At 51.9% G+C, this 18,585-nt stretch carries 12 protein-coding genes; 7 read left to right on the plus strand and 5 right to left on the minus strand.

Annotated features, from left to right (window positions below; genetic code table 11):
- Positions 1 to 64: 64 nt before the first annotated feature.
- The gene (gene lpdA, locus ACFQ1T_RS13365; RefSeq protein ID WP_379077611.1) at positions 65 to 1,852 is read right to left on the minus strand and encodes a dihydrolipoyl dehydrogenase; all 1,788 of its coding nucleotides are present in this window, start codon (positions 1,850 to 1,852) and stop codon (positions 65 to 67) included.
- A 110-nt stretch (positions 1,853 to 1,962) separates the two neighbouring features.
- Positions 1,963 to 2,436 (minus strand): hypothetical protein, encoded by a 474-nt coding sequence (locus ACFQ1T_RS13370; RefSeq protein WP_379077614.1) that lies wholly within the window; start codon positions 2,434 to 2,436, stop codon positions 1,963 to 1,965.
- A gap of 207 nt (positions 2,437 to 2,643) precedes the next feature.
- On the opposite strand from ACFQ1T_RS13370, the gene ACFQ1T_RS13375 reads away from it, so the two are divergent.
- The 6 genes from ACFQ1T_RS13375 to ACFQ1T_RS13400 all read left to right on the plus strand — a co-directional run bounded on the left by ACFQ1T_RS13375 (position 2,644) and on the right by ACFQ1T_RS13400 (position 11,487).
- A complete protein-coding gene (locus ACFQ1T_RS13375) occupies positions 2,644 to 4,257 on the plus strand; it encodes a glycoside hydrolase family 17 protein (protein ID WP_379077617.1) in 1,614 nt (537 codons plus the stop codon).
- A gap of 34 nt (positions 4,258 to 4,291) precedes the next feature.
- Positions 4,292 to 6,853: a glycosyltransferase gene (locus ACFQ1T_RS13380; RefSeq protein ID WP_313983962.1), complete on the plus strand. Its 2,562-nt coding sequence runs from the start codon at positions 4,292 to 4,294 to the stop codon at positions 6,851 to 6,853.
- Complete coding sequence (locus ACFQ1T_RS13385) at positions 6,832 to 7,986, plus strand: PA0069 family radical SAM protein (protein WP_379077700.1); 1,155 nt, start codon at positions 6,832 to 6,834, stop codon at positions 7,984 to 7,986. Before ACFQ1T_RS13380 ends, ACFQ1T_RS13385 begins: the two co-directional genes overlap by 22 nt.
- 142 nt (positions 7,987 to 8,128) lie before the next feature.
- Positions 8,129 to 8,788, plus strand: coding sequence for a PepSY-associated TM helix domain-containing protein (locus tag ACFQ1T_RS13390; protein WP_379077620.1), 660 nt, complete (start codon positions 8,129 to 8,131; stop codon positions 8,786 to 8,788).
- Positions 8,789 to 8,891: 103 nt separating this feature from the next.
- Positions 8,892 to 11,012: a TonB-dependent siderophore receptor gene (locus tag ACFQ1T_RS13395; protein ID WP_379077623.1), complete on the plus strand. Its 2,121-nt coding sequence runs from the start codon at positions 8,892 to 8,894 to the stop codon at positions 11,010 to 11,012.
- A gap of 64 nt (positions 11,013 to 11,076) precedes the next feature.
- The gene (locus tag ACFQ1T_RS13400; protein WP_379077626.1) at positions 11,077 to 11,487 is read left to right on the plus strand and encodes a gamma-glutamylcyclotransferase family protein; all 411 of its coding nucleotides are present in this window, start codon (positions 11,077 to 11,079) and stop codon (positions 11,485 to 11,487) included.
- A 49-nt stretch (positions 11,488 to 11,536) separates the two neighbouring features.
- Here the strand turns inward: ACFQ1T_RS13400 and aceF are convergent, their stop codons facing one another.
- Complete coding sequence (gene aceF / locus ACFQ1T_RS13405; protein WP_313983974.1) at positions 11,537 to 12,880, minus strand: dihydrolipoyllysine-residue acetyltransferase; 1,344 nt, start codon at positions 12,878 to 12,880, stop codon at positions 11,537 to 11,539.
- Between the two features lie 27 nt (positions 12,881 to 12,907).
- Complete coding sequence (gene aceE, locus ACFQ1T_RS13410; RefSeq protein ID WP_379077629.1) at positions 12,908 to 15,577, minus strand: pyruvate dehydrogenase (acetyl-transferring), homodimeric type; 2,670 nt, start codon at positions 15,575 to 15,577, stop codon at positions 12,908 to 12,910.
- Positions 15,578 to 15,862: 285 nt separating this feature from the next.
- On the opposite strand from aceE, the gene ACFQ1T_RS13415 reads away from it, so the two are divergent.
- Complete coding sequence (locus ACFQ1T_RS13415) at positions 15,863 to 17,329, plus strand: M17 family metallopeptidase (RefSeq protein WP_379077703.1); 1,467 nt, start codon at positions 15,863 to 15,865, stop codon at positions 17,327 to 17,329.
- A gap of 14 nt (positions 17,330 to 17,343) precedes the next feature.
- On the opposite strand, the gene ACFQ1T_RS13420 is transcribed toward ACFQ1T_RS13415, so the two are convergent.
- Positions 17,344 to 18,570 (minus strand): NAD(P)/FAD-dependent oxidoreductase, encoded by a 1,227-nt coding sequence (locus tag ACFQ1T_RS13420; protein WP_379077632.1) that lies wholly within the window; start codon positions 18,568 to 18,570, stop codon positions 17,344 to 17,346.
- Between the last annotated feature and the right edge of the window lie 15 nt (positions 18,571 to 18,585).

The following is an 18,585-nucleotide window of genomic DNA, read 5'->3' on the forward strand; positions in this document are numbered from 1 at the left end:
AGGAGTTAACTAATATTATAGAGGGCAGGTATATTTTTAGTAAGAGATGTTAATAAATTTATGTTTACCGCTTTTTCGGTGGCAGCATATCGGTGATGGTGCCTTCCTTGAGTTCAGCGGCAAAGCATACTGTTTCAGACAAGGTGGGGTGAGCATGAATGGTCAGACCCAGGTCATGCGCATCGGCGCCCATTTCAATCGCCAGCACAGCTTCAGCCAGCAACTCGCCAGCATTGACGCCAACGATTCCGGCACCAATCACACGGTGAGTGTCTTTGTCGAAAATCAGTTTGGTTGCGCCTTCGGTACGCGCGATAGACAAGGCGCGGCCACTGGCAGCCCACGGGAAGCTGGCTTTTTCGATCTCAATGCCTTTGGCTTTGGCTTCGGTTTCGGTGAGGCCCACCCAGGCCACTTCTGGGTCTGTATAGGCGACGGAAGGGATAACACTGGCGACAAATTCGACCTTGTGACCGGCAATCACTTCTGCGGCTACTTTCGCTTCATGCGTGGCTTTATGGGCCAGCATGGGTTGGCCAACAATATCACCAATCGCAAAAATGTGTGGGACATTGGTACGCATTTGTTTGTCGACGCTAATGAAGCCACGGTCATCGACGGCCACGCCAGCATTTTCGGCACCAATATTTTTACCATTCGGGCGGCGACCAATAGAAACGAGCACGCGGTCATATTTTTGCGTCTCTTGCGGCGCATTTGCACCTTCAAAGTCTACATAAATCCCATCCGCCTTGGCTTCGATCTTGGTGACTTTGGTCGACAACATAATGCTTTCAAAACGTTTTTCCATGCGTTTTTGCAGTGGACGCACCAGGTCGCGGTCACAACCGGTAATCAGGCCGTCCATAAATTCCACCACGCTCACTTTAGAGCCCAGCGCGTCGTAGACCGTCCCCATTTCGAGGCCGATAATGCCGCCGCCAATCACCAGCATACGGCCTGGGATATCGGCCAAAGCGAGTGCGCCAGTGGAGTCCATGATGCGTTCATCTTCAGGCGCCCCCGGAAATTTAGTGGCTTGTGAACCTGCGGCAATAATCGCATTCTCAAAACCGACCAGGGTGACTTTGCCATCGGCGCCGGTGACGGCAATCTGGTGTGGGCTAGTAAATTTACCGACGCCATTGACCACAGTGACACCGCGCGCCTTAGCCATCTGGCCCAAGCCACCAGTCAGCTTGCCGACGACATCGTTAGCTTTCCAGTTGCGCAGTTTGTCGAGATCAATGTCCGGTTTGCCAAAGCGCAAGCCATGGTGTTCGGTTTCTTGCGCTTCAGTAATGACTTTAGCCGTGTGTAACAAGGCTTTGGAAGGGATGCAGCCAACATTGAGGCAGACGCCACCAAGTGTTGGATAGCGTTCTACCAGAACCACTTTCAGGCCAAGGTCGGCTGCACGGAAGGCGGCAGTATAGCCGCCAGGCCCGGAGCCCAATACCATGACCTGGCAGGTGACATCATGATTACCTGTCGGTACCGCTGGGGCAGGGGCTGCCGAAACTGGGGCAGCGGGCGCCGCTGTGGCGGTGGTTTGTGTGGCGGGTGTAGCAGCAGGTGCTACGGCAGGTTGTGCTGCTGTCGTGGTTGATTCAGCACTTTCCAGCAGCAAGATCAGGCTGCCTTTGGCGACTTTGTCACCCACCTTGATTTTTAACTCCTTGACCACGCCAGCATGTGAGGAAGGAATGTCCATGGAAGCTTTGTCAGACTCCACAGTAATGAGGGAATCTTCTTTGGCCACGGTATCGCCGACGGCGACCAGCACTTCAATCACATCGACACTGTCAAAATTGCCGATATCCGGCACCACTATTTCAACCATTTGACTCATGAAAACCTTATATATGCGTTAGTTTTGCTATTTTATCACCAAAAGAACAACCGCACTTTTGGCTTGTCACTGCTTGATTGTCCCGATAGATGTTTCAATCGCATCGAGCATCAGTGTTTACCGGGGGCGGTTGTGACTGGCTTAACCGCTGTGGCTGGCTTCATGGTGCAGGTTTCATGGCCGTAATTGCCGCCCGTATCATCTGGTTCGTAATAATCGTTTTTAAAGGTCCAGCCGGCCTTGCCCACTTTGCTGAATTGACCCATGCCGGTGGAGAATTCTGCATATTTGGCATCAGACAGTTTAAAGGTCATTGCCAACTGTTTGCCACGGGTAATGGCCTGGCCAGTGTAGCTTTGCTTGTTTTCCGTGTGTGTTGCCAGCTCGTAGACGGAAACTTGTGCTGTGCTGTTGCGGCGGTTCTTTTTGAGATAAATGGTCACTTCATAATCGCCGACAGCAATATTGTTGCCTTTGCACAAATATTCACCACTGTAATCCGGTGACGCGGCAGGGGCTGAAAACGCAGTGGATGAAAAGATTGCGAACAGACTAAAGGTGATTAAACAGGATTTAACGTTCATATGACTTCTGAAATAAATTTTTGGCGTGAGAAAGTTTAAAAGCCTGAGTTTTTTGCGAGACTTTTGAATACATTTCATCATAATTGCAATTACATAATTTACCAAGTCTCTTTTAGTGTTTTTGTCGCTTGCAGCTTGTAAAAGCAGGGCGCAAGCCTAGGTGATTTATGAGAGAATAGCCGCTATTTTTAGCAACCTCGTGACAAGGTGACCATATTGCAGCGTTTGTTATCAAGAATTTCACCCATCGTCTGGCTGACCTTGTTTTTACTTGGCTCCGTTTACTACGTCTGGCGATTGCAGCAACCACAAGTGTTGCTTGAGGTGGATGCGGATGCGTTGCCCCTGCAATGCATCTCTTATTCGCCTTATTACAAGCCTGGCATGAGTCCGCTGGTCAAGGATATGCATGTCGATCCGCTGCAGATTGAGCAGGATTTACAAGCCTTGTCCAAAGTCACGCGCTGTGTGCGCACTTATTCGGTCGGCCAGGGGATGGATTATGTGCCCAAGGCTGCGCAAAAACTGGGCATGAAAGTCATTCTTGGCGTCTGGATCGGCTGGCTGGAAGATCTCAACCAGGCAGAGCTCAAGCTAGCGGTGCAGCAAGCGAACCAGTATCCGGAGACCGTGCGTGGCATTGTGGTAGGGAACGAGGTCTTGTTGCGCGGCGAGCAGTCCGAGCCCAAGATGCATGGCTACCTGCAATGGGTGAAAGCCAATACCAAGGTGCCAGTCACCTATGCCGATGTGTGGGAGTTTTGGCTCAAGCATCCTACTTTAGAGCAGGACGTGGACTTCGTCACCGTGCATATTCTGCCCTATTGGGAAGATAAGCCGGTTGCCATTGATCAGGCGGTTGCCCATACCGCCTCGGTGATGGGACATTTGGGTACAGTCTTTAAAAAACCTATTTTGATTGGTGAAACCGGCTGGCCATCGCAAGGTCGCCAACGCTTCTGGGCCAAGCCGAGCGCGATCAATCAAGCCAAATATATGCGTGGTTTTTTGCAGGCCGCCAAGCAGAGTCAATGGCAATATAACGTGATTGAAGCCGTGGATCAGCCTTGGAAGCGTGAGCTGGAGGGCACGGTCGGGGGGTATTGGGGCGTGCTTGATACGGACCTAAAACCCAAATTCAGCTTGCAGGGAGCGATGGCTGAGCGTGCAGATGGCTTGAAACCCTATCTGGCCGCGCTCGGGCTGGGGCTGCTACTCGTTGCCTATGGATTTTATCGCCATCGCCCAGCGAATCAATTGGCGGTACTCGCATTAAGCGGCATGCTGCTAGGCTTACATGCCTATCTGCAACTGGAATATGTACACTTGGCGGCCCGTAATTCTCTAGAGCTGAGCATGCTGGCTGGGCTTGCCGTGCTGGGTTGGGGGCTGCTTGGCTTGCAGCTCAGGCACTGGCTGGGGTTGAACGCAAAAGCTTGCCTGGAACAAGCCGCGCTCCGACTGCTGGCGGTCGGATTCTTGCTGACCAGTGGCGCGCTTGCAGTTAATGGGCGCTATCTGGATTTCCCCATCATCTTGGTCTGCCTGCCATTGGTCGCGATCATGATTTCTTTATTAATGCCACGCGCTCAGACTGGTCAAACAGGGGCCGTCAATGCTGGATTCTGGCTCGTGGCTGCACTGCTGGTCATGGCTGCCAATTGCGCCGTGGCCGTGGCGATCATGGAGCCAGGGAATACCATGGCCTGGTGGTGGACTGCTGTCTGCGGTGTTGCCTTGCTGATATTACCTCTCAGAAGCCTACAAGTAGGTATTCCGCTGACAGCCAACGCTGCTGATTCAGCGTATCATTCAGTTTAAAACAATAACTCATCAATAACGGGAAGTGTGAGAAGTGATCGTTTCATGGTTTAAAAAATTGCTGCCAAGTCTGGCGTTTGCGATAGTCTTTTCAGCATTGCATTTTGGCCTCTGGACGCTGGCCAACCGGGCGCTGCCACTGATCAGTGTCAAGCCGGAAGTCAATGGATTTGCCTATACCGGTTACCGGGCCAACCAAAGCCCGCTCGAAGGGCAGCATCCGAACACCGCCGAACTGGCGCAAGATCTCGACCTCATGCATAAACATACGCGCCACATTCGTATGTATTCATCACTGGATTTGAACGAGGTGATCCCGCTGGCCGCCAAGCGCAATATGAATGTGATTGCGGGGGCCTGGATAGATGCAGACAAGCAGAAAAATACGCGGGAAGTGTCTGCCTTGCTCGAAAAGCTGGAAAATTACAGCAATATTGACCGTGTGATTGTTGGCAACGAATCGCTGTTGCGTAACGATTTGCCAGTTCCGTCCTTGATTGAATACCTGGATTTTGTCCGCGAACATAGCAATGTGCCAGTGTCTACCGCCGAGCCTTGGCATGTCTGGCTCAAACACCCGGAGTTGGTGAAGCATGTGGATTATATTGCGGTACACCTGTTGCCTTACCATGAAGGCGTGCCCGTTGAAAAAGCCGTGCAATACACCATTGAACGCTATAACCAGCTCATGGAAGCTTATCCTCGTAAAAAAATCGTGATCACCGAGGTAGGCTGGCCCAGTCGTGGTCCAGCGATTGGCGCTTCTGTCGCCAGCGAAGTCAACCAGGCGCGTTTTATCCGCGAGTTCCTGGCCCGTAACTCCATTGAGGATCTGGATTTTTACCTGATGGAAGCGTTTGACCAGCCCTGGAAAGTTGCGCTGGAGGGCTGGGCGGGTGCCTATTGGGGCATGTATAACGCTGATCGTCACCAGAAATACTCCCTGCAAGACGCGGTACCACCGAATACGCGCTGGATTGCCAAAGCCACTTGGTCTACGGTGCTGGCATTTATCCCGATGATGTTTATTGCCTGGCGCTTTAAGCACTGGGGCATAGGTGGCGTATTGTCGATGGCAGTGTTGTTTCAGGCCTGTATCACGACCTTGACCATTGCCTGGAATCTGCCAGGGGACTACTACTACACCTTGCGCGATTTTGTGGTGCTGATCGGGCTGATATTGGGTATTGCACTGACCTCGATGGTGTTGATGATCTACGCCGCCGAATTTAGTGAGGTCATGTTTAAACCTTACTGGCGACGGTTCTTTAAACGCGCCCAGCCATTACCTGCCGATCAGGAGTTATTTGTCTCTATCCACCTGGCCTGTTACAACGAGCCGCCAGAAATGGTCATTGCCACGATTGATAGCCTGCGTAATCTGAACTACACGCATTATGAGGTGATCGTGGTGGATAACAACACCAAGGATGAGGCGAAATGGAAGCCGCTTGAGGCTTATATGGCGAATATGCCAGATAACTTCCATTTTTATCACTTGCCTTCCTGGCCAGGCTTTAAAGCGGGCGCGCTGAATTTTGCACTGGATAAAACCCACCCGGATGCGCAAGTGGTGGGGGTAGTCGATGCAGACTATGTGGTGACACCAGACTGGTTGTCCGACCTCGTCCCTCATTTTCAGGAATCGCAAGTGGCGGTCGTACAAGCACCACAAGCCCACCGTGAATGGGAAAATCATTTCTTCCACCGCATGTGTAACTGGGAGTTTGAAGGTTTCTTCCGCATTGGCATGCATCACCGCCATGAGCGTAATGCGCTGATCCAGCATGGCACCATGACACTGATCCGCCGTGAGTCGTTGCAAACGCTGGGCGGCTGGTCTGAGTGGTGTATTTGTGAGGATACCGAACTTGGGTTGCGATTGCTCGAGAGAAACATGGAGTTGCGTTATATTGATGAAACCTTTGGGCGTGGCTTAACACCGGCCAACTTCAAAGCCTTGAAATCACAACGTAATCGCTGGGCATTTGGGGCGATGCAAATACTTAAACATCACATGCCAAAGTTGTTGGGTAAATCATCACTCAACTTTAGTCAGCGCTACCATTTTTTGACTGGCTGGTTTGGCTGGTTTGGGGAGGCCTTGCAACTGATCTTCACCATCGGTTCTATCGGCTGGACGATTGCCATGTTGGCATTCCCTAAATACTTCAGTTTGCCAGTGGTGGTCATGATTGTTCCCATACTGTGTTTCCTGGCGATCAAGGCCATTCTGGGACCAGTCTTGTACCGCAAAACCATGCATTGCAGCTGGATGGATATCTTTGGCGCTTCACTGGCCAGCTTGGGTTTATCACATGCCATTGCTCGGGGTATCATCAGTGGCCTGACACACAAGGCAGGCGTCTTTGTCGTGACGAATAAAACCAAAGCCAAACTTAGTAATTGGCAGCTGATCGCGCCAATCAAGGAGGAGTTGACGATTCTGATCTCTCTGTTGCTCAGCGCAGCAGCCATGTTGTATTCGCGCGGTTTTAGCAACCTGGATGCGCAATTGTGGGTTTCCATGCTGGCGCTGCAATCCCTGCCGTACTGGAGTGCGTTGGCATGCCAGTGGATATCGGAACGCAAGTAGACCAATTAGCGCAAGACCATCTTGATGCTTTTCCACCCGAGCGGGTGGAAAAGCCACTTATATACAAAGGACGTGCGGCCAGCAGCAATCAGGTCAGCCGCTTTGATCCACATCGCCGCGAAATCATAGATGACGGCTGGGGCAGTCTGGATGAAGAGGCGCCGGCCCTACGCACAGAAGTCATGCTGGATGCGGCTAAAAGCATCATCAATTACATTCAATCTCCCGATCTGCCGTTTGATCGTACCCTGAATCATTACCGTGGCTGTGAGCATGGCTGTATTTATTGCTATGCCAGACCCACGCATGCCTATCTGGGGCTTTCTCCCGGCCTCGATTTTGAGTCACGCTTGCTTATGAAGGCGGAGGCTGCCGAGCTCCTGAAAAAGGAATTGGCACACCCCAAATACCGCTGTGCGCCGATTGCCATCGGTATGAATACGGACAGCTACCAACCCATAGAGCGTGAATATCAACTGACGCGCCAAGTGATTCAGGTGCTGAGCGACGCCAATCATCCCTTTAGCCTTGTCACCAAGTCCTCACTGGTTGAGCGTGATATTGACCTGATTGCGCCTATGGCTGCCAAGGGGTTGGCCAGTATTTATCTGAGTATTACCACGTTAGATCGTCAGATTGCCAGACGACTGGAACCGCGGGCAGCCGCGCCTGAGCGTCGTTTTGAAACACTGCGTAAACTGAGTACAGCAGGTATTCCAACCGGCGTGATGGTGGCGCCGGTGATTCCGGCCTTAACAGACTGTGATATGGAAAAGATTCTTGAACAGGCGTATCAGGCAGGCGCGCGCAAGGCGGGCTATGTGTTTTTGCGCTTGCCGCATGAATTAAGTGATTTATTCCAGGCGTGGTTGCAACAATATTTTCCACTCAAGGCCGACCATGTCATGAGCTTAATCAAGCAAAGCCGCGGCGGTAAAACCTATCAAAGTGGTTTTGGTCAGCGCATGCGTGGTGAGGGCATATTTGCCGACCTGCTGGCGCATCGTTTTAAACTTAGTTGCCAGAAATTGGGCATGTCAGGCGAGCGGCTTGATTTGCGCACGGATTTGTTCTCTGCTGATCCTAGCTGGGGGCGTGCTATTAAGCCTCAACAACAATTCTCATTGTTCTAAAAAATATTGATCACTATCGTCGGTATGCATTGATTGAGATATAATTGCGTCTTATTCTCAATTAATAGCAACCCGAAATGTTTTATCGAAAGACACGATTGTCGCTGGTTGAGATTTTCACATCATTCTCAGAAAGCGCTTAGTGCAACATCCACGCCAACTCTCAGCCAATGCCCAACGTGCAAAAACCATCCGCTGGTTACGACAGGTGCATGGATGGTTAGGTTTATGGGGAGCATTACTGGGGTTGCTGTTTGGCGTCACCGGGATTCTGCTGGATCACCGCAATACCCTTAAAATCCCTGCAGTTCAAATCGAGCAAAAAGAAATTCAGCTGACAGTCCCCGCTGCTTATACCGCGACAAAGCAGGACTTTGTTCGATACCTGCAACAGACATTTGAGATTGACCATGCGCCTTTTCAAAAGAAGGCCAAGCCTGCATTCAAGACCAAATCTTCCGCACGGTTTATGGGTAAAACCTTAGCGCAGCCAGAAAAATGGGAAGTCGAATTCCGTATGCCGCAACTAAAACTTACCGCAGAGTACGTGGTGGGTAATGAATATGCGCTGGTACGCAAGGAAGAGGTAAATGCCTGGGGATTTTTGACCAACCTGCACAAAGGGACGGGCGCAAGTGTGGGTTGGGTACTTATGGCTGATACGTTGGCGGGTGGGCTGATTGTGTTGTCTATCACGGGTGTATTGCTCTGGACCAAAATGCGTCAGTCAAGATTGATATTGGCGGGATTGATGGGGAGCTCTTTGATAATGGGCGTGTGGTTGACACTGGCGATGTTGTAACCATTGCTTGGAAAGTATTTAAGTAGCGCTTACGCTGTGGTTAGTTGGATTTATGTTAATATATTGAATGATAATGATTATTATTTAATATAGAGAGTGATCCATGAAGTTCCAGACCGCGGCCCTGGTCGCAGCCACCTTGTCTACATCCATGGCAAGTGCAGAAGCGTTGCAGCCCGACCATCAAACCTTGCCAGAAGTGGCCGTCAAAACAAACAAAATCGCAGAGTCAACCACTGCCCCGATTAAAAAATATCGGGCCAGTCAGGCACGTACCGCAACAAAAACTGATCTGCCAATTAACGAAACCAGCCAATCCATCTCGGTGGTCAGCAGTGAGCAAATGCGCGATCAAGCGGTGCAAACGCTGGCGGAATCGCTACGTTTTGTGGCGGGGGTGGATGCCGGGCAACGAGGCCGGCGCGGGCTGGATGACTTTTCGATTCGTGGCTTTGTGCAAAGTGATTATGTGCTCAGAGATGGGATGCGGATGGCGTATGACCTCTCCTGGATACAAGCTGAGCCTTTCGGTCTGGAGCGGGTAGAAGTGCTTAAAGGGCCTTCTTCTGTGCTTTATGGCCAGACCGGTCCGGGCGGCTTTGTCAATTTAGTCAGCAAGCGTCCAACCGATACCCCTATGGCCCGTTTTGGCATGGCTTTTGGCAATTATCAGCAACAGCAATACACCGCAGATATTTCTGATGCGCTGAATCAGGATAAAACCCTGCGTTACCGCTTGGTGGCCTTGACTGCCAGCAGTGATGACCAGGTCGATTTTGTCGATAGAAAGCGCCAGTATGTGGCACCTTCACTGACTTGGGATATCAGTGACAATACCAGTTTGACGGTATTGACCAGCTATCAAAAGAGCAGTTATGTGCCGATACGCGGATTACCTGCCGATGGCACCATCTTGCCTAACATAAATGGCGATATTTCCTTCAAACGTTTTGTCGGTGTGCCCGGCCTGGACCATTACGATACAGAACAAACTTTGCTCGGTTATGAGTTCTCGCATGCTTTTAATGCGCATTTGAGTTTTAGGCAAAACGTACGCTATAACACCCTCAATTTGAACGGCACCTTTACCGAACCACGGACGCTTTCAGCCAATCAGCTCAACTATAATCGCAGTGCGTCTATTCGTGATTTGTCTGCCCAAATGTGGACCTTGGATCATCAATTGTCTGCCAACTTCACGACTGCAGCTTTTAGTCATCAAATGCTTTTTGGGTTAGACCACATCCGTTATTATTTAAACCGCTTTTATGCGACTCGAAGCGTCTCGGCTTTAAATCTGTTCAATCCCAATTACAGTAATGTCAGTTTGGGCAATGTGACTGTGACCGGGAATAGCACAGGTAGTGACGAGTTATTGCAACAAGGGGTTTATTGGCAAGATCTGGTTAAATTTGGAGAGGGCTGGAATCTGCAACTGGGCTTGCGTCATGACCGCTCCGAAATTAATCAGAACCGGATTACAGGCAACAATAGCCAAAGCAATGCACACAAAACCACTGGCAAGCTGGGCCTGCTATATGCGTTTGAAAATGGCTGGTCGCCTTATGTCAGTTACAGTGAATCGTTTGTGCCTTTGGTTGGGAGTACCTTTGCGGGAACACCTTTTGTGCCAGAAACCGGACAGCAAAAAGAAGCCGGTCTTAAGTACGCCTCTCCTGATCAGCGCTTTTCCACAACCTTCTCTGTGTATGAGTTAAAGCGGCAGAATGTGACCACCAATGATCCGGTTAATGGCGCCAGCTTTAGTGTGCAAACAGGCGAACAGCGCCACCGCGGTTTTGAGTGGGAGGCGACGGGACAAGTGACTGATGATCTCAACCTGGTCGCCAGCTATACCTACATTGATGCGGAAGTGACCAAAAGCAACTCGACTAATCTGGGTAAGCGGCCCATTCTGGTCGCAAATCATATGGCGAATGCCTGGCTTAATTACAATCTGAGTGCAATTTTGCCAGGCTTAAGCGCCGGAGCAGGGGTGCGTCATATCGGTAAACAAGCGGGCAATGAGACCAACACATTTGATGTTCCCGACTACACCTTGTTTGATGCGGGCATTTATTACACACGAGACGCATGGCGATTTGCACTCAACGGCAAAAACCTGGCCAATAAACGCTATATGGCTGGCTGCTCCAGCCAATCCGTTTGTTTTACCGGCGACCCGCAAATGTTGTTACTGACTGCAAATTACGCATTTAAATAATTTAGGCAAGACATGATGCAGGCTGACCATGGATCAGCGCATTAAACGCAGTTAATATCGCAGCATGAATGATTTATTGTTTGTCTATGGCACCCTGCGTCAGGGTAATACCCATGCGATGTCGCTGTATCTGGCTCAGCAGGCTGATTTTGTCGCCTATGGCTGGTTTCAGGGGCTAATGTATCAGATCAGCTTCTATCCTGGCGTTGTGGCTTCTAACGACCACTCTCATCGTGTATATGGAGAGGTATATCGCCTCCGCGATGCGCAAAGTGTGTTGGCCATGCTGGATGAGTATGAAGAATGCAGTGTCCGGCATCCACAACCCGCCGAATATCAACGGGTTCAAACACAGATTATCACGATAGATGATCAGCTGCTTGAGCCAGTATGGATTTACCTCTACCAATGGCCTGTAGCAGATAAGGCGAGGATAGTGACCGGGGACTTTATGCACCCGATACAGATGGCTTAAAACACAAAGGGCGCTTTCAGCGCCCTTTGCGTATTTACTCGTCTAAAAATCAGAGTAACAAGCGTCTTACATCACTCAGCATCACACGCAGATGGCTGGTGAAACGTGCGCCGTCCGCGCCGTCGATGACGCGGTGATCGTATGACAATGACAACGGCATGATCAGGCGTGGGTCAAAGCCGCCCGTGTCTTTGTTGTACACCGGCTGCATGGCCGCGCGGGAAACTCCCAGAATTGCGACTTCAGGGCAGTTGATAATCGGCGTAAACATGGTGCCGCCAATGCCACCGAGGCTAGAGATGGTAAAGCAGCCACCCTGCATTTCCTCAACTTTCAGCTTGCGCTCACGGGCCTTGGCAGACAGGTCCGCCAGGTCACGTGCAATGTCCATCACGTCTTTCTGATTCACGTCACGTACCACAGGCACGACCAGGCCGTCCGGTGTATCACAGGCGAAGCCAATATTGTAATACTGCTTGAGGATCAAGCTATCGCCTTCAGGGGACAAGGAGGCGTTAAAGTTAGGGTAAGTACGCAGGGCGTTGACCACTGCTTTCATCAGAAAAGCCAGCAAAGTCAATTTCACGCCACGCTTCTCGGCTTCGGCCAGCATGGACTTACGGAAGTCTTCGAGGTCGGTAATGTCAGCTTCATCAAACTGTGTGACATGCGGCGCGGTGACCCAGTTGCGGTGCAAGTTGGCACCAGACAGCTTCTTGATGCGGGAAAGTGGTTTGGTCTCGATATTGCCGAACTGGCTGAAATCAATGACCGGCATGGGCAAGGTGCTTAAACCACCGCTAGTACTCATGCTTTCAGACCGTGGTTTAGACAGTTCGCCTTTGACGTAGGCTTGTACATCACTTTGCAAAATACGGTTTTTAGGGCCGCTGGCTTTCACCAGTGACAGGCTCACCCCCAGTTCACGCGCAAACTTGCGGACAGACGGGCTGGCATGTGCCAGTTTGCCGCTGCTGGCTACGGTGCTGGCAGCCACCGGGTTAGGCGTGGCTTGCGGCTGGATGACTTGGGGAACTTCAGCCACCGGGCGGGTAGGCTCAGGAATCGCAACCTTGGCTTCATCCACCGTTACAGTAGCCACCACGGGTGTGGCGGTCGGCTGCGGGGCCACTTTTTCTGCCGGTGCCGCTTCGCCAGCGGTGTCCAGTGTCAGAATCAGGGCGCCTTGCTTTGTTTTGTCGCCCACTTTGATGTGAATTTCCTTGACCACGCCAGACAGCGAGGAGGGGATATCCATAGAGGCTTTGTCAGACTCTACGGTGATTAATGAATCTTCCTTGGCGACGGTGTCACCGACGCTGACCAGGACTTCAATGACGTCGACGCTGTCAAAGTTGCCGATATCCGGCACCAGTACTTCTTTGATAGACATATTGTGTATGTTCCTTATGTCGTGACCTTAGATCGTAGCCGGGTTGGCACGACTAATGTCGATATTGTATTTTTTAATGGCTTCGGCGGCCTTGCTGGCTGGCAGTTTGCCGTCGTCCACCAGGGCTTTCAGTGCGGCCAGCGTCACATAGTAACGGTCAACTTCAAAGAAGCTGCGCAGGGCTTCACGGGAGTCAGAGCGGCCGTAACCGTCTGTACCCAGGGTCACAAATCTGTTGGGTACAAATGGACGAATCTGGTCGGCAAAGCTGCGCATGTAATCCGTAGAGGCAATCACAGGGCCTTCGGCTTTTTGCAGCGAGGCTTCAACATAGCTCAGTTTAGGTTTCGCTTCTGGATGCAGCAGGTTGTGACGCTCGGCGTCAATACCGTCGCGACGCAGCTCGGTAAAGCTAGTCACACTCCAAACATCCGCAGACACGCCCCAGTCTTGTTCCAGCAACTCGGCGGCAGCAATCACTTCACGCAGAATCACACCGGAACCCATCAATTGTACTTTCGGGCCTTTGGCTTTCGACTTGCTGAAGCTGTACATGCCTTTGAGGATGCCCTCGGCACTGCCTTCCGGCATAGCCGGATGGCTATAGTTTTCGTTCATCAGGGTGATGTAGTAATACACATCTTCCTGATTTTGTACCATGCGGCGCATGCCTTCCTGGATGATCACAGCCAGCTCGTAAGCAAAGGTAGGATCGTAGGAGATACAGTTAGGAATGGTCGCGGACATCAAGTGGCTATGGCCGTCTTCATGTTGCAAGCCTTCACCGTTGAGGGTGGTACGGCCAGCAGTCGCGCCCAGCAAGAAACCACGGGCACGGCTGTCGCCCGCGGCCCAGGCAAAGTCGCCAATACGCTGGAAGCCAAACATGGAGTAATAGATGTAGAACGGAATCATCTGGGTGCCGGTAACGCTGTAAGACGTCGCCGCGGCTAGCCAGCTGGCAAAAGAGCCAGCTTCGTTAATGCCTTCTTCTAAAATCTGGCCGCTTTGTGATTCCTTGTAGAACATCACCTGATCAGAATCTTGTGGCTCATACAACTGGCCCACCGAAGAGTAAATGCCCAGTTGGCGGAACATGCCTTCCATGCCAAATGTACGCGCTTCATCCGGCACGATAGGCACCACATATTTGCCGACTTGTTTGTCACGTACCAGCGTAGACAGGATACGCACAAAGGCCATAGTGGTGGAGATTTCACGGTCACCGGTGGCGCCCAGCATGTTTTCAAACGCGGACAGTTCAGGCACAGTCAGCTCGTTGCCTTTACGGCGGCGGCTAGGTACAAAGCCACCTAAAGCTGCGCGGCGTTCCATCATGTACTTGATTTCCGGGCTGTCTTCAGCCGGACGGTAGTAAGACAGGTTTTCTACCTGCTCGTCAGTCAATGGCAGGTCAAAACGGTCACGGAACGCCTTCAGTGAGGCAATATCCATGCTCTTTTGCTGGTGGGTGGTATTCTGGCCTTCGCCGGCTTCGCCCATGCCATAACCCTTAACAGTTTTGGCGAGGATGACAGTAGGTTGACCTTTATGAGTCACTGCGGCCTGGTAAGCTGCGAACACTTTGTGCGGATCGTGACCACCACGGTTCAGGCGCCAGATATCGGCATCAGACATCGCAGCCACCATTTCACGCAGTTCTGGATATTTGCCAAAGAAATGCTCGCGGGTATAGGCGCCGCCTTTTTGTTTAAAGTTCTGGTATTCACCGTCCACGCACTCTTCCATGCGTTTGCGCAGAAGGCCGTCTTTATCCATGGCCAGCAGCGGATCCCAGTAAGAACCCCAAATGACCTTGATCGCGTTCCAGCCCGCGCCGCGGAAGTTGGATTCCAATTCCTGAATAATCTTGCCGTTGCCACGTACCGGGCCATCCAAGCGCTGCAAGTTACAGTTAATGACAAAAATCAGGTTATCCAGGCCTTCACGTGCGGCCAGCGAGATCGCGCCTTGTGATTCCGGCTCGTCCATTTCGCCGTCACCACAGAATACCCAGACTTTGCGGTCAGAGGTGTCGGCAATGCCGCGGTTGTGCAGATACTTGAGGAAGCGGGCCTGGTAAATCCCTGCCAATGGGCCTAAGCCCATAGACACGGTCGGGAACTGCCAGAAATCTGGCATCAACCAAGGGTGAGGGTAGCTGGAAAGGCCATTGCCGCCCGTTTCCTGGCGGAAGTTATCCATTTGTTCTTCGCTGATTCGGCCTTCAAGGAACGCACGTGCGTACACACCTGGAGAGGAGTGACCTTGGAAGTAGACGCAGTCGCCGCCAAAATTCTCGTTGGCTGCGCGGAAAAAGTGGTTAAAGCCCACGTCATATAGAGTGGCTGCCGACTGGAAGCTGGCGATGTGACCGCCAATGCCGGGCGATTTTTCATTGGCACGCAACACGGTCATGATCGCATTCCAGCGGATCAGGGCACGGATACGGCGCTCCATCTCAGGGTCGCCTTGCAGTTTTGCCTGCAAATGGGTGGGGATGGTGTTCACATAAGCGGTGGTCGCTTTGTAAGGCAAATGGCCGCCAGAGCGGCGGGCCTGATCAATCATTGCTTCCAGCAGGAAGTGGGCACGTTCTGGCCCTTCATTCTCAATGACAGCGCTGAGGGCTTCTAACCACTCTTGGGTTTCTTGTGCGTCGGTTTCATTGAGGTGTGCTTGCGAATGCGTTGCCATGCGTGAGGATTCTCCGAGTTTTAAGTCGCTATGCGTATAATCTAGCTTCGAGCAATGCCTAGAGCTGAGAAAGTGTTGATTACCAAGAAGGGATTCCGAAATTGGACACTGCTTTTATGGTATCACGTTGCTGCACTCAAGTGATGAGTCTCAGCAAGCTATCAATTAGCTGTAAGTGTCTCTTTTTTGACGCTTTTGGTCAAGTTTTGCATATGCTAGACACGCTTGTCTACTGGCTTTTGCTACGTTTATTTAATGATTTATATAAGAGTGTTTTTTAACTGTATGCGCATCGAGTGGTCCCAAAATTCTGAAGTCAATTCAACCGTGTTGTCCGCATTTGCGCAGCATATTTTGCTGGTATTTGAAGAAAAATACTTTTCCACCCTGCCATTTGGCGAAGCATTAGCCGCAAAACTGGCGCGGGCTGGCCTCACTGCCGCCGATTTGGCACAAAAGCCGGTCACGCTTGAATGGCCAGATGGCCGTCTGGTGAGTCTGGTACAAGTCGAGGCCAGTAGTCCTCGTTTTGCGTTGAATAGCCTGTTACGCAGCGCGGTGAAGCCGTTGCTGGAGGAGCATCCTGCGCGCATCGCCATTGGTGTGTATGCAAAAAAACAGGCCAGCGCGTTCGCCCGGCAGGCGGCGTATGTCACGCTGGTGAACGCACAAGCTTTGCCAGTGCTCAAGAAAAAGCACAAGGGGCAGTCCTTACGTGAAATCGGTCTTTTTGGTGTCGATGCCCTGGACTGGACGGAAGAAGTCATCGCCTTGGTCGCTGGCAATACCGTATGCCGTGCCTTGACCATGACGCCGCCAAATATGTTGACGCCATCGCTGTATCAACAGTGCTTGCAAACCATGGCGAGCGAAAAAGGGTGGCAATATGAGGCGTTTGATATTGATAGGCTAAGGGCGTTGGGCGCAGGTGCTTTTGTGGCCGTGGCGCAAGGCTCTGAGCCGCAGGATGCCGCGATTGTGAAGTTGAGCTATCGCCATCCGCAGGCGAAGAAAACCCTGGCGCTGGTGGGCAAGGGCATTTGCTTTGATACCGGCGGCCATAATTTGAAATCGGCCAAATATATGCAAGGCATGCATCAGGACATGAACGGCAGCGCCGTGGCGGTTGGCGTGTTGCAGGCAATTAGCGCACAACAGTTGGATGTTAATGTGGACTGCTGGCTGGCGCTGGCGCAAAACCATATTGGCCCCAATGCTTACAAGCAAAATGATGTGGTCACGGCGCTCAATGGCATGACCATCGAAATCGTGCATACCGATGCCGAAGGCCGCATGGTGCTGGCTGACACCCTGACCCTGGCCAGCCGCAGCAAACCGGATGTCATCCTTGATTACGCCACACTCACCGGTAGCATGCAAACCGCGCTGGGGTCGCGCATGAGCGGCATTATTGCCAATCAGCCCAGCCTGGCGCAGCAGATGGTCGAGGCCGGTACTGAGAGTGGCGAGCGAGTGGTGGCGTTTCCATATGCAGAAGATTACGACAGCGAGTTGGACAGCGATATTGCCGACATCAAGCAGTGCACCATGGACAGTGATGCGGACCATATGCTTGCCGCGCGGTTTTTAGGCAAGTTTATCGAGCATGAGGTCGATTGGTGCCACATAGACTTATCGTCTTATACACACAAGGACGGTTTGGGTGCGGTCGCCAGTGAGGTGAATGGCTTTGGTGTGGCCCTCACCTTGCAATGGCTTAAGCAGTTTCTCGCCAGCAAAGCTAAACGTTAATTTGGGCGTGCGTGCTAGCCACACGCCCCGCATCTGGCCAGCCATTCGCGACCTTTCAGCATCAGGTGCCAATAGACCTTTGGTAACAGGTATTTCTTGAGCCACCAGGCAGAACGGCGGGCTTTGGTTGAATCCCAAGGGAAGGTAGGGACAATTTTGCCACCATAGCCAAATTCGGCCAGGATGATTTTGCCTTTTTCAACCGTCAGCGGGCAGGAACCATAACCGTCATAACGCGAGGGCAGTGCCAGGCCCGCCCGCGCCGCCAACAGGTTTTCTGCGGCAATGACCACTTGTTTGCGAGCTGCCGCTGCGGTTTTGGCATTGGGGGTGTTGGTGCAGTCACCCACGCCGAAAATATCTGGATAGCGCACATGTTGCAAACTGTGCTGATCGACTTCCACCCAGCCATCCGCATTCGCTAACGGGCTTTGCTTGATAAAGTCGGGCGCCGTTTGTGGCGGCACCACATGCAGCATGTCAAACGTTTCGCTGATGTGCTGCACGTTGCCGTCGGCATCCTTGATATTAAACCAGGCGGTTTTATTGGGGCCGTCCACTTCTATCAGCGTGCTATTCAAATGCAAATCCACCTGATAGCGGCGGATATACTGCATCAGCGGCTCCACATACTCTTTCACGCCAAACAAAGCGGGGGCGGCACTGTAAAACGAGGCCTTGATCTGGCCTAGCCGACCCTGCGCCAACCATTCTGCACAAGAAAGATAGAGCGCTTTTTGCGGTGCGCCTGCACATTTGATTGGCATGGGGGGCTGGGTAAACAGGGCTTTGCCCGACTGTAATTGTTGCACCAGTTGCCAGGTGTAAGGAGCCAGGTCAAAGCGGTAGTTTGAGGTCACCCCATGTTTGCCCAGCGTTTCTGGCAAACCTTTAATGCCCTCCCAATGCAGTTTAAGGCCTGCGGCAACCACCAGTTGTTGATATTGAATCTTGTCCAGGCGGTCAGTGACAACGTGTTTTTCTTCAGGCATAAAGCCGGTCGCTGCCGCGTGTAGCCAGGTGACACCGTGCGGGATGCATTCAGCCATGGGGCGTACCGTATTCGCTGCGTCAAACTCGCCCGCGCCGACTAAGGTCCAGGCTGGCTGGTAATAATGCTGCGCTGCCGGCTCAATAATGGCAATCGCAAGTGTGTTATCGCGTTTTTTCAGACTGGCAGCCATAGCGCAACCCGCCGCGCCACCACCGACAATCACAATATCAAAGTTATTTTTTTGCATGGTGTGAAACCGTCT

Origin of the sequence: Methylophilus glucosoxydans (assembly GCF_042676145.1) — a bacterium.
Lineage (GTDB): Bacteria > Pseudomonadota > Gammaproteobacteria > Burkholderiales > Methylophilaceae > Methylophilus > Methylophilus glucosoxydans.